The organism is Candidatus Polarisedimenticolia bacterium, assembly GCA_036001465.1.
Taxonomy (GTDB): Bacteria; Acidobacteriota; Polarisedimenticolia; order Gp22-AA2; family Gp22-AA2; genus Gp22-AA3.
On the sequence record DASYUH010000097.1, the window covers coordinates 1 to 12,971 of the forward strand.

Annotated in this window: 5 protein-coding genes; 2 read left to right on the top strand and 3 right to left on the bottom strand. The window is 67.6% G+C overall.

The genetic code is table 11. From position 1 onward, the window contains the following. Window positions 1–543 precede the first annotated feature (543 nt). Complete coding sequence (locus VGV60_17275) at window positions 544–5,730, bottom strand: sigma 54-interacting transcriptional regulator (GenBank protein HEV8703026.1); 5,187 nt, start codon at window positions 5,728–5,730, stop codon at window positions 544–546. 185 nt (window positions 5,731–5,915) lie between these two features. Then, the gene (locus tag VGV60_17280) at window positions 5,916–8,330 is read right to left on the bottom strand and encodes an HD domain-containing phosphohydrolase (GenBank protein HEV8703027.1); all 2,415 of its coding nucleotides are present in this window, start codon (window positions 8,328–8,330) and stop codon (window positions 5,916–5,918) included. A gap of 515 nt (window positions 8,331–8,845) precedes the next feature. Here VGV60_17280 and VGV60_17285 point away from each other — a divergent pair. Further along, window positions 8,846–11,668 carry an alkaline phosphatase family protein gene (locus tag VGV60_17285; protein HEV8703028.1) on the top strand — a complete coding sequence of 941 codons (2,823 nt, stop codon included), beginning with the start codon at window positions 8,846–8,848 and terminating at the stop codon, window positions 11,666–11,668. Here VGV60_17285 and VGV60_17290 read toward each other — a convergent pair. Then, complete coding sequence (locus VGV60_17290) at window positions 11,592–12,323, bottom strand: hypothetical protein (GenBank protein HEV8703029.1); 732 nt, start codon at window positions 12,321–12,323, stop codon at window positions 11,592–11,594. The genes VGV60_17285 and VGV60_17290 overlap by 77 nt on opposite strands. Window positions 12,324–12,436: 113 nt before the next feature. Between VGV60_17290 and VGV60_17295 the strand changes: the two genes are divergently transcribed. Next, complete coding sequence (locus VGV60_17295) at window positions 12,437–12,955, top strand: hypothetical protein (protein HEV8703030.1); 519 nt, start codon at window positions 12,437–12,439, stop codon at window positions 12,953–12,955. Window positions 12,956–12,971 lie beyond the last annotated feature (16 nt).

The window sequence follows — 12,971 nt, forward strand, 5'->3', positions numbered from 1 at the left end:
AGGAGCCGCTCATAGAGACTGTCGCTGTTCGTGTGTCCGGCCGCCATCGTGTAACCCTGGGTCGGAGCCGCCATGGCCGACTGGCTGAGCGCCAGGGACAGAACCATCACCGCCACCACCACCGCCGCCTTCTTCATCGAATCCTCCCGGGACTTCTTACTTTCTAGGTTAGATGCCTACTTGCCATCGCCGATCCGCTACAGCAACGGCAATGCCAGGTTTGTAACGGCAGAACCAGAAAGATGTGGATGTCATTGGAAATATGATCTATTAGAGTTTTTGCCTGAAGGCGATTAGGCACCCAAGCGACGGTCTTGTTTCTCTCCCGAGACGAGTCGACATGAGACGACTGAGCCACTAAGTAGCTATAATTCTGTGGTTTACGAAATGTATCGGAAGTCACAGAAGTAAATTTGTGAGACTATACGCAGACTATTGTAAATAAACGGGTTGTTTTAATTGAGTATCAGAAGGCTAAAGTAAAATCTCATGCCGTACGTATATCAACGTAGGTGAGAATCTCACCCGAACAGGCCTCGGACGCTAAGCCGAGTGCGGCGGCCGGACGAGTCTCGGCCGTCTCTGGCCGACCCCAAGGAGCTTGAGCTTCCGGAAGAAGGTCGCCCGGCTGACGCCGAGCAGGCGCGCGGCCTCGTCGCGGTTGCCGTTGGCCTGGGTGAGGGCGCGCAGGAGGTCGTCGCGGGTGATGGCGGTGTCGGAGCCGCGGGCGGCGGGGGCTGAGACCTTGCCGTAGAACTCGCCGTCGTTGCGGGCGTCCTGCAGGGTGAGGCTGTCGCCGTTGGCGAACAGGGCGAGGCGCTCCATCTGGTTCTCCAGCTCGCGGACGTTGCCGGGCCAGTCGTAGCGAGTGAGCAGGTTCATGAGCTCGGGCTCGACGCGCAGCTTGGGCCTCTTGTTCTCCAGGGCGATCTTGGAAAGAAAGTGATCGACCAGGAGGGGAATGTCCTCGCGTCGCTCGCGCAGGGACGGCAGCTTGACGGTGATGACCTTGAGGCGGAAGTACAGGTCCTCGCGGAAGTTCTTCTGCTCGATCATGGCCTCGAGGTCGCGGCTGGTGGCGGAGATGACGCGCACGTCGACGTGGCGCGGGGTCTCGGAGCCGACGGGGCGGAACTCGCCGTCCTGCAGGACGCGCAGGAGCTTGCTCTGCATGGGCACGCTCATGTCGCCGACTTCGTCCAGAAACAGCGTGCCGCCGTCGGCCAGCTCGAACAGGCCGCGGCGCGAGGTGTCGGCGCCGGTGAACGCCCCCTTGGCGTGGCCGAACAGCTCGCTCTCGAGCAGGGTGTCGGGGAGGGCGGCGCAGTTCTCGGTGAAGAACCTCCGGTCGCGTCGCGGGCTGTTGTGGTGGATGGCCCGGGCGACCAGCTCCTTGCCGGTGCCGCTGCCGCCTCGGATCAGGACCGGCAGGCTGCTGGTGGCGACGCGCGACAGGATGGCGAACAGCTCGCGCATCCTGGGGCTGCGGCCGACGATCTTCTCGTAGCCGTAGCGCTCCTGCACCGCCTGCCTGAGGTACTGGTTCTCCTGCCGGGTGCTCTCGTACAGGCGGGCGTTCTCGATGGCGATGGCCGCCTGGTTGGCGAAGGCCTCGAGGAAGCGCAGGTCGTCCTCCGTGAAGATTGTGCCGGGCTTGCGGGAGTCGACGTACACGGTGCCGATGATGCGGTTCTTCTGCTTCAGAGGCACGCACAGCAGCGACCGGATGTGGTAGATGGAGACGCTGCGGAATTCCTTGAACCGCTCGTCGGTGCCGGCGTCGTGCGACAGGATGGAGCGGCCGTGGCCGGCCTCCTTCAGGATGCTGCGGCTGTACTCGGTGGCGTCCTTGATGGTCTGGTGCTCGATGTTGCGGGCCACGACCATTTCCATCTCGTCGGTCTCGCTGCGGTACAGGAAGATGAGGCCGCGCTCGGCGCCCACCAGGTCGATCGCCAGGTCCATGACCTTGTTCAAGAGCTCCTTGAGATCGAGGATCGAGTTGATGATCTGGGTGATCTGGTAGATGGTCGTGAGCATCTTGACCGGGTCCCCCTTGCCGGAGACCGGCACCGCCGCCTGGACCGCCGGGAGGCCCGGGGCGTCGCTGGCGCTGGCGATCAGGGAGACACGGGCTTCTTCGTTCTCGTAGTCCTTGCGCATCATCGGGTCCTCGATCTCCGCTGCGATCGTTCTGATCAATTCGCGGGCGACATTATAGAAGCGCATCGCGTCGTCCGGCAAATTCCTCGCCGCGAGGGCGTCCCCCATCAGGGCGTTGAGCCGCCACTGCAGCTCGCGCATGCCGGCCCTGACCACGACCGGGAGCCCGGCCCGCGCCTCGCGCTCGGCGTCGGCCGGCTTCCCGAGCGCCAGGGCGCAGCGGCCGAGCGTCAGGTGGAGCTGAAGCCGCTCGTGGTACCGCAGGCGCTTCACGTCGATGCGCGTGAGGGCCCGGGTCGTCGCGGTGATCGTCTTGCGATCCCCGCGCCGCGCCGCGGCCAGGGCCTGGACGCTGAGCGCCCGGCAGGTGATCCTCGGGTGGTTCAGGGCCCGGCCGATCTCTAGCGCCTCGCGGGCGGAGTCCTCGGCGGCCTGGATCGCCCCCTCGCGCAGCAGGTCGTTCGCGAGCGAGGCGAGGTGGAACCCCTCCTGCATGCGTGAATCGATCTTGCGGGCCAGGGCCAGCCCCTCGCGGTGCAGCTCCTTGGCCTCCTGGAAGCGGCCGAGCTCCGGATAGATCCCGCCCAGCAAGTCGAGCAGCGGCGAGAGGCCCGGGGCGTTGTCGATCTCCCGGTACACGGCGGCCGCCTCTCCGTAATGGCGCACGGCCCGGTCGAAGTGCCCGCGCTGCGCGTGGAACGTCCCGAGGTTTTCGTAGCAATGCAGGAGGAACTCCACGATGGGATGGTCGCGCGACCAGGCGTACGCCTCCTCCATGGCGCTCAGGGCCCCGTCGAGGTCGCCGGTCTCGTAGCGGGCGCAGCCCAGGTTGATCAGGATCCGATTGGCGCTGTAGTGGAATCCCTGCTTGCTGGCGGCGGCGTACGCCTCTTCCAGGAAGCGCAGGGCCTTCTCCCCCTCGCCCATGCCCACATAGTTGAGCCCCATGCTGGTCAAGACGCCGATGTGGCATTTGTTGTCGCCGATGGCCACGGCGATCGTCAGCGCCTGCTCGAAATACTCGCGCGCCGCGAGGTTGTCGCCGTTGGTGGCGCACACCGTCCCCAGGGCATTCAGGCTGAGGACCTCGTCCTTCTTCTCGTTCTGCGAGCGGACCAGGGCGAGACTGCGCCGGCCCGCGTCCAGGGCGCCGGCGAGGTCGCCGAGAAACCCGGAGCTCCAGCACACCTCGCGGAGGCCCCTCCCCTCGTGAAGGACGTCGCCGGCCTTGCGGGCCTCGTCGCAGAGGGCGCGGCCGGATTTCAGCGCCCCCTCGTAATCGTGCAGGTCGTTGGACTTCGCGAAGGTCATCCGGTAGAGCGCGTCGAGGCGCCGCGGGGCATCGCTCGCGGGGAGATGCTCGATCGCCTGCTCGAGGAACTGCACCTCGCGCTGCGGGTTGTAGAGCGCGTCCGCCTTGGTGGCGGCGCGCAGGCAGTAGTCGGCGGCGCGCGCGTGATCGTCCCCCGCGACGAAATGGTGCGCCAGCTCCTCGGTCACGGTATCGAGGTCGCCGGCGTGGGTCGTCTCGAGCGCCATCCCGACCGCGGCGTGCAGGGCGCGGCGCCGCTCGACGGGGATCTGTCGGTAGACGGCCTCGCGGATGCGGCTGTGGGCCAGGCCGGCGAGCCGGGATCCGTCCGCCGCGGTCTCGAACGTCACCAGCCTCAGCCTCTCGAGCGATTCCATCGCCGCGACCGTCCGGGCGAAGTCGGCGCCCGTCACGACGCGCAGCAGGTCGGCGGCGGCCGGCCGGTTGATGACCGCCAGCGTCTCGGCCAGGTCCCGATCGTCGGATGGCAGGCCGGCGACGCGCTGGATCACGGCGCTTCCCAGACTCGGCGGCAGGCGAATCGACTCGAGGGTCCGGCTCTCGGCGATCCAGCCGCCGCCCTGCCGCCTGAGGGTTCCGTCTTCCGCCAGCGACCGCATGAGCTCTTCGAGGTAGAGCGGGTTGCCGTCGGTCCGGTCGGCCAGGAGGCGCGACAGCCCCTCGGGCCGATCGGCGAACGGCACCATCGAGGCGATGAGGCTGGTCACCTGCTCGAGGCCGAGGGGCTCGAGCCGAATGCGGCGCAGGGTGGCGGAGGTCGCGTGGCGATCCAGGAGCCGCCCGATGGGAGCCTGGCGCGCCTCCTCGTCCCTCAGGCTTCCGATGCAGAGCCAGGGGCCGGGTCCGGGAAGTCGCAGCATCAGGTCGATGAGGTCGACGCCGGGGGCATCGCTCCAGTGCAGGTCTTCGAGGAACACGACACCGCGCGATCCGTCCGCCAGCCGGTCGAGAAGCTCGACGACACCGGTGATGAACTCCTGCTTCCCCACGCGCTCGGAGGCCTCCGAGGCTTCGGCCGCCGAGTCGCCGGCCTCGCGCTCGATCGGCGCGAGCTGGTCGAGGATCGCGCGCAGCGCGGGCGGCAGGTCGGACGGCCGCGGCAGCTGCCGCAGGACCTCGACGAACGGTTGGAACGGCACGCCGCCGTCTTCGTAGCAGCGGCCGGTGAGATTGCGCACCCCCTCGAGCTGCAGCCGGTGCTTCAGCTCGCGCAGAAGACGGCTCTTGCCGATGCCGGCCGGGCCGCTCAGAAGGACCAGCCGCGGCCGATCCGCCACGGGGCCGGGGGGCCGTTCAGGCTCGGGGGACCGGGCGTGGGCGGTGGCCAGGGCGAGAAGCGCCGCGAGCTCGTCGTCGCGCCCTACGAACCGCCCGGAGGTGACGAAGCTGGCGTAGGTCTCCGGGGTGTCGAGGCTGAGCGGCGAGACGGTCCCCTGGTTCAAAAGCTCGAGAGCGGCGGCCGCGCCGGCCGGGCGGGAGGCCGGGTCGGGCGCCAGAAGCGCCATGACGAACGCCTCGTGCCTCTCCGGGATCGCCGGGTCGATCGACCGCGGGGGCCTCACCTGTCCCCGCAGGATCGACGTGACCACCTGGCCGGCGTGGCTGCCGGTGTGGGGCAGGGAGCCGGTCAGCGCCTCGTACAGAATCACCCCGAGGGAGTAGAGGTCCGAGCGGCCGTCGACGGCCTTCCCCTGCAGCCGTTCGGGGGCGATGTAATGAATCGTCCCGCTGAGGCCGTACTGGGTCGATTCGGCCTGGGGGCTCGCCAGGCCGAAGTCGAGGAGCTTCACCTGGAACGGGGGGCGCACCATGATGTTCTGGGGCTTGATGTCGTTGTGCAGAATCCCGCGCGCATGGATGTAGTCGAGCGCCCTCAGGCACTGCACCGCCAGGCTGTCGAATCGGCCCCGCAGATCGGCCCGGGAGAGCCGCTCCAGGTTCTCGCCGTCGACGAATTCCATGGTCAGAAAGTGGCGGCCGTCGGCGTCGCTGGTGCCGAAGTCGTACACCTCGGCCAGGTTCGGATGGCGCAGGCGCGCCATGGCGCGGAACTCGTCCTTGAACTGGTCGATGGCCCCGTTGAGGAGCCGTTCCGGCTTCAGGAACTTGAGGGCGACGGGACGGCCCGACAGGAGGCTGTCCCGGACCAGGCAGACCGAGCCCATTCCGCCCTCGCCGAGGGGGCGGACAATCTCGTAGCGCTGGTTGAAGCGCGGCTCAGATTCCTGAGGCACAGCGGCCACTCTGCTGGGTCATTCCGATCCGGGCCTTCGCAGTCACACCCAAGGAAAGCAGGGTCCCGATTCGGAGCGAAAAACTGCATCCGAGCCCCCCCAGGCCGATGGCGGGAAAATACTACTAATCCGTTGAGCGCGCAAAGGTTTTTCTTCGGGAAGGGTGTGTCAGAAATCCAACAGAATCAGTTCAACCCGACCGATCGGCGCCCGGTAAAGCGCTGGTAGCCCGATCCATCGGGCTTCCCCTTTCGGAGGGCGGTCTTGACGTCATACATCCGGGCGTCGGCGACGGCGATCAGGGCGTCGAGGGACTTGCCGTCCTCGGGGAAGGAGGCGGTCCCCATGCTGACCGACAGCTTGACCGGCTTGCCGCCGTGCACGACGAACTTGTGCGCCTCGATGGTCTCCTGGATGCGTCCCTGCAGGCGCGCCACCTCCGGCTTGCCCACGCCCGGAAGGGTCACGATGAACTCGTCGGCCGCGTAACGCACGCAGGTGTCGCAGCCGCGCATCTGCTTGCGGATGACGCGCGCCAGCTGGCGCAGGATGCGGTCCCCGGCGGCGTGCCCGTGCTGATCGTTCACCTCGTTGAAGTTGTTGACGTCCAGCTCGATGATGCTGAGCGGCACCTGCTGGCGCGTGGCGCGCGCCAGCTCCTCCTCGAAGCTGACGAACAGGTAGCGCGCGTTCGGCAGCCGCGTCAGCGGGTCGACCAGGGCGTTCTCCTCCCGGGCGCCGAACTGCAGGGCGTTTTTCACGGCCGTCGCCACGTGCTTGGCGACGGTCGAGATGATGCGCAGGTGGTCGTCCTCGTACGGAAAGTCGCGGACGTCGTACAGCGCCAGGACGCCCAGAAGCTCGTCGCCGTCGAGAAGGGGCGCGACGATCGAGCTGTCGAGGTTCTCGAGCCCCTTCTCCTGCATCAGGTCCTCGAGGTCGGAGCGGGCCCCCTCGCGCCGGACGGAGTCCTGGTGGCCGACGCCGCGCAGGGGCATGCGGTGGACCGCGGCCCAGCCGCTCATCCTCGAGCCCAGGGGCAGGGTGTGCCGCGAGAGCCGGGGGGAGTGCAGGCCGTGCACGACGCGGGCCGACAGGACCTTGCGTTCCTTGTCGTGCAGGTAGAGGACCAGGCAGCGATAGTGCAGAAGCCGCGCGATCTTGCCGGCGATGAACCCCATCGCCTCGTCGAGGTTCAGGCTGCGGGCGGTGCTCTGCGCGATCTCGTAGAGCGCGAACAGCTCCCCTTGGGCCGAGTAGATGTGCTCCAGGATCGACGTGCGGAGCAGGTTGGTGTCGCGCGTCAGGGGGTCGGCCCCCTTGGAGAGCTTCCTCTTGTCGGGGGCGCTGGCGGTCTCCTGCGACAGGTTGATCTCGTCGGCCAGGGCGTGCAGCCGATCGAGGTTGTCGACCAGCGCCTCCACCACCTTCGGGTCGAACGAGGTGCCCGACTCATCCTGCACGTATTTCAGCGCCTCCTCGCGGCCGAGCGGCTTGCGGTACGGCCGGTCGGACGTCAGCGCGTCGTAGCAGTCCGCTACCGAGAGAATTCGCGCGGTGATCGGAATCTCCTCCCCCTTGAGGCGATCGGGGTAGCCGGTGCCGTCCCACTTCTCGTGGTGCGAGCGCACCACCTCGGTCAAGGGGAAGGGGAAGTTGATCGTCTCGAGAATCTCGACGCCGATGCGCGGGTGGATGCGCATCTTCTCGGTCTCTTCGGGGGTCAGCGGTCCGGGCTTGCAGAGGATGTGCTCGGGCACGGCGAGCTTGCCCACGTCGTGCAGGAGCGCCCCGGCCTTCAAGGCCTCGAGGCCGGCGTCGGGGATCTTCAGGATCCGGCCGAGCTCGACGGCGTACGCCTGCACCCGCCTGATGTGGCGCTGCGTCGTGCGGTCCTTGGCGTCGATGGCCAGCGCGAGCGCCTCGATGACCGACAGGTAAAGGTCGGCCACCTGCTTCGCGTGCCGGCGCTCCTCGCGCATCTTCTCCGCGTACAGACTGAGGGAGAAATACAGAACGTACAGCAGGGGGAGGGACAGGCCGAGCGCCGGCAGCCCGAAGCGCTGGACCCCCATGACCAGCGCCGCCCCGAGGAAGGCGCCCGCCAGGTATGCCGGCCCGGTCCACAGGAAGTTCGTCCGCCAGTTATGGAAAAACGGGATCTCGTCGGTGAGGCTGACCGCCCCCGCGACCAGGAGCGAGTTCGCCATGAAGAACGCCGCCGCGCCGATCACGACCGCCAGCCACTCGGCCGCCGGATCGAGCGGCCCCGGGGTCCCTCCCGCCAGGCGGAAGACGCCGGCCGCCACGGCCGCCGAAACCGACAGATCGGCGACGTTGAACAGGACGCGGTGGACCGGCGGCCGGGGGCCCCTCTTGAGCAGCGACGCGGAGACGCCCGACACCGCCGCGGTCAAGACCGCGGCCGGTCCGCCGAGCATGATCAAAGAGGCGAAGACGAACGCGAAGGCGATCGAGACGTTGCCCAGGACCGGCAGCGGGATCCTGAACGGCGACGAGACGATCGCCGCCGCGATCGCGACCAGGAGCGGGACCACCTGCGGCCGGTCCCCCAGCCCCCACGCCACCGCCGCCGCCACGATCCCGGCGAGACAGACCGCGACGACGTACGCGCGCGCTTTGGGACTCAGGGCACGACTTTCAGGGCACAGGATAGAAGATTGGGCCGAGAAAGAAAGGAGTCCATGAGAAAAAGAAAATGCCCTACAACCGTGGTGGTGGACCGTATGCCCTCCCTGGGGAATTGGGCATTTCGATCGGGGAGGGGGCCTCCTGGGGCAAAAGTCGCCGGGGAAGTCGAATATGTAATTGAAAGCCAAGAGGTTACAGGGACACTGCCCATCCCCACCACCACGAAAGTAGGGCATTTTCCTTTGGTATACTCAATCGTGCCCTAAGTCTCTCCAAAGGACCCATCACCATGCCCTCCCCATCCAAACCCGTTCCCCCCCCAGGCGGCGCACATCGCCGGGTCGTCCTCATCGGGGTTCTTCTCTTACTGATAGCCGCGGGGCTGGTCTGGGTCTCGCTCGTGCGGGTCGGGCCGAACGAGCGCGTCTTCCGGCGGACCCGGGGTGGGGGAGCCGCGGAGCGGATGTCGACCGGGACCCACGTCGCCGTCCCGCTCCTCCACGAGGTCCTGAGGGTCCCCGGGGGGACGCTGCGCGCCGCGGGGTCGGTCAGGGTGCGGACGAAGGAAGGAATCGACATCGAAATACCGTTCTCGATCGAAGCGCAGATGGACGACGCGGCGCTCTCGAAGTTCTTGGGGTCGCCGTCACGGACCGGGTCGCCGGTCGAGGCGCTGGGCGCCGCGGCGTCGAGCTCGGTGTCGGCCTGGAGCAGGAGCGCCTCGGCCGAGTCGATCGCCCTCCTGGAAGGGAAGGGGGAGCTGGAGCGGAAGGTGCGCGGCGACCTCGAGCCGCTCGGCTTCGCCTCGATCACGCTGAGGCTCGATAGGCCCCGTGGCGCGCCGGACGCGATCGCGGCGATCACGGCGCGCGCGCTGCGCGATCGGATGGCCGACACGAAGCTCAAGGTCGCCATCATCGGGCTCGACGCGGCGGACTGGGAGATCATCGACCCGCTGCTCGAGAAAGGACAGCTCCCGAACCTGGCGGCCCTGAAGGCGCGCGGCGCCTGGGGGAACATCAAGACGATGATCCCGACTCTGTCCCCGCTCCTGTGGACGAGCATCGCCACCGGCAAGCCCCCCGACGAGCACGGCATCCTGGACTTCCTGGTCAGGGACGCCGGGACCGGCCTGGCCGTCCCGGTGTCGAGCCGCGGGAGGAAGGTCAAGGCGCTGTGGAACATCTTCTCGGATGCCGGGCGCTCGTCGGCCTTCATCGCCTGGTGGGCGACCTGGCCGGCGGAGCCGGTCAACGGCTGGATGATCTCCGACCGGGTGGCCTACAGCCTGTTCGGGTTCGTCGCCAACGATCCGGAGCGCAAGGGGATCACCTACCCGGAGTCCTACTTCGGCGAGATCCGGCCGAGCCTGGTGGATGACGGCGCGATCACGCTCGACGAGGTCAGGAAGTTCGCCGTCGTCTCCCCGGCGCAATTCGCCGCGCTCCGCAAGCAGGTGAAGGACGACCCGAAGACCGCGTACCGGGAGCCGGTCAACCACCTGACCAAGATCCTGGCGAGCGCCAGGTCGTACCAGGCGATCGCGCTCGATATCCTGAAGCGCGGCCAGCCGGACCTGTTCTCCATCTATTACCAGGGGATCGACGAGGTCTGCCACCGCTTCGCGCACTACATGCCGCCCAGGATGGAGATGGCGACGGCGGAGGAGTTCGCGGCCTACCACGACACCGTCTTCGCCTATTACCGGTACCAGGACCGCCTGATCGGGGAGGTCCTCGCGAAGCTGTCGAAGGACACCGTCGTCATCGTCGTCTCGGATCACGGCTTCCAGAACGGCACCAGCCGTCCGACGCGGGAGCCGCCGTACATCGAGGGGAAGCCGGGCCTCTGGCACCGGCGCTACGGCGTCCTGATCGCCGCCGGTCCCCCGATCAGGCGCGGGCGGCTCGACACGACCGAGCTGCTCGACATCGCGCCGACCGTCCTCTACCTGTCCGGGCTCCCCGTGGCGCAGGACATGCAGGGACGCGTCCTCAAGGAGGCGATCAGCCAGGAGTTCCTGGCCCGTTTCCCGCCGCGCGCGCTGCCGTCCTACGAAGAAGTGGGGAGGAGCCTGGAGCAGATCCGCCCCGTCGTGGCGGGGAGCGGCGCGGACGAGGAGATAGTCGCCCGGCTCAAATCGCTCGGGTACGTCGGAGGCGGGGCCGGGGCCGCAGGCGGCGCCCCCGCGGGAGCGCCCGAAGCAGGCCGCAGCGGCACGGGCGGCGCCGGGACGGGGGGGGCCGGGGCGGGCGGCGCGCAGGCAGGCGGCGCGCAGGCAGGCGGCGCGCCGGCAGGGGGAGAGGGGGGCGAGGCCCTCTCGACCGCGAACCTGAACGAGGCCAGCCTGTACCTGGCCAAGAAAGACTACGCCCGCGCGCGGGCGCTGACCGCAGAGACGCTCAAGGCCAGCCCCGATTTCGTGCCGGCGAAACTGCTCGCCATCAAGATCGAAGAGGAGGAGAAGCACTACGACCGCGCCATCGAGCTGGCGCGGCAGGTCATCGCCAGATACGGGGAAGAGGAGCGGCAGGTCTATCTCATCCTGGGACGGCTCTACAAGGACGGCGGGCGGACGCGCGAGGGGATCGAGCTCTACCGCAGCCTGGCCCGCGAGCACCCGGACATGCCGGAGATCTTCGCCACCCTCGGCTCGCTCGAGCTTCATGACGGCCAGACGCAGGCGGCCGAGAAGGATCTGTTCGAGGCGCTGCGGCTCAACCCGGCGCAGCCGGAGCCGCTCACCGAGCTGCACACCATCTACCGGAACACGCCGCGCATCCTGACGCTCGAGCCGATCGTCCGCAAGGGGCTCGAGATCAACAGCAAGTCGGTCGTGCACCTGAACTGGCTGGGGATGATCCACGAGTGGAAGAAGGAGCTGCCGCAGGCGGAGAGCACCTTCAAGAAGGCGATGGAGTACGACCCGGACTATGCGGCGACGATGTCGAACCTCGGCGCGCTCTACGGCCGGAGCGGGCGGCTCGATGAGGCGATCGAGATCCTGCAGCGCGCGGTGGCGAAGGATCCCGACAACCTCGAGTCATGGGTCAACCTCGGCGCGGCGCAGGGTCGGAAGGGGCATTCGCGTGAGGCGATCGAGGCGCTGGAGACCGCACGCGGCAAGGGAGTGAGGACGACCACGCTCTACAACGCCCTGGCTCTGGCCTATCTTCAGAATCGCCAGCCCGACAAGGCGAAGGAGTTTCTCAGGGAATCGCTGGCGCTTGACCCAGGCCAGAAAGACGCCCAGGACCTCTTGAAAGCGGTGAGCCGGCCGTCGTGAACAGGGCGTCCGGCTGGAGCAGCAGGTCGGCGACGAGCCGCCAGCGCTCCGGGTCGCTCTTCTTCATGAGCGCCTTCAGCGCGGCGTAGTGCTCCCCGTAGCGGTCGAGCGCCTCGCGGAACTCCTCCGGAAGCAGCCCCGGATACCGGCCGGCCCGCGCCTCGGCGACGTTGAAGCCCCACGCCGCCGCCTCGTTGTAGTGCCTCTCGAGCTCCACGCCCGAGCCGCGGGCGATCGGAAGGCGCGTGGCCTCCGCCAGGTGCCGGGCGTGGAAGTACTCGTGAGAGAGAAGGAGATAGCGCCACGCCGGGCCGTGCCCCGCGACGACCGCCTCCTCGTCGTAGACGATGTCGTTCCGGGCCCCGGTGCCTGCGATTGGGGCGCTGTTGCGTCCGGCCGGATCGTCAGCCCCGGGCCGCACCAGCGCCATGTAGAGCCGCCGGCTGATTCCCACGGGGAGCGCCCTGACCGAGGCAACGTAGAGACGGTAATCGGGATGGATCTCGGCCAGGGCCTGGACCATCCCGGAGGGGTCCGGTCCGGGGCCTGCGGCCGGCAGGTCCGTGGCTGCGGCGCCCAGCGGTGACGCCAGCGCCAGGCCGGCAATCAGCGCCCCGGAAAGCCGCGCCCTGCCTTGGTTCCGTGCGATTTTCATGGAGACTTCCATGTACTTCGAACGGGGGGTTGATTCAATGTCAAAGTGCCGACGGACGCAGGGGATAGACGCGCCCCATTGACAAAGTTGCGATGTGATATATTCGAGGGTGCATGAAACGAGTAGCGAGAGACAGCGCGACGTATACAGCGAACGAGCAGATCGCCCGGCGCGTCTATCGCGCCCTGAAGACGCCGAGCGACACCGATCGCACGACCGATCCGATCCTGGCCTTCCACTTCAAGGGGAAGGACGACTACATCCTGATGCGCTGCAACAAGGCGGTCGAGGTCAGCATCAAGGGAAAGGACCAGATCGCCGGTGAGGTAAAATTCTTCGCCTACAGCGATTTCAAGGAGCACGACGAGCACACAATCCTGTTCCGTCTCAAGGACGACCTGACGCTCATCGAGCTGTACAGCAAGGGCGCCATCAAGAAAACGACCTGGGACTCATGGGACAAGTTCTGCCGCTGGCTCGAGACGCTGGACGAGGACGGCGTCCAGATCTCGCTCAAGCTCCCCTGCCTGGTGTACGAAGCAGTCAAACACCAGAACCCCTCGATGCAGAACTACATCGTCGAGGCGGTCAAGTCGGCCCTCAAGGGCAGGAACAGCAAGGAAGAGGAATGAGGCAGGTCCCTTCGGC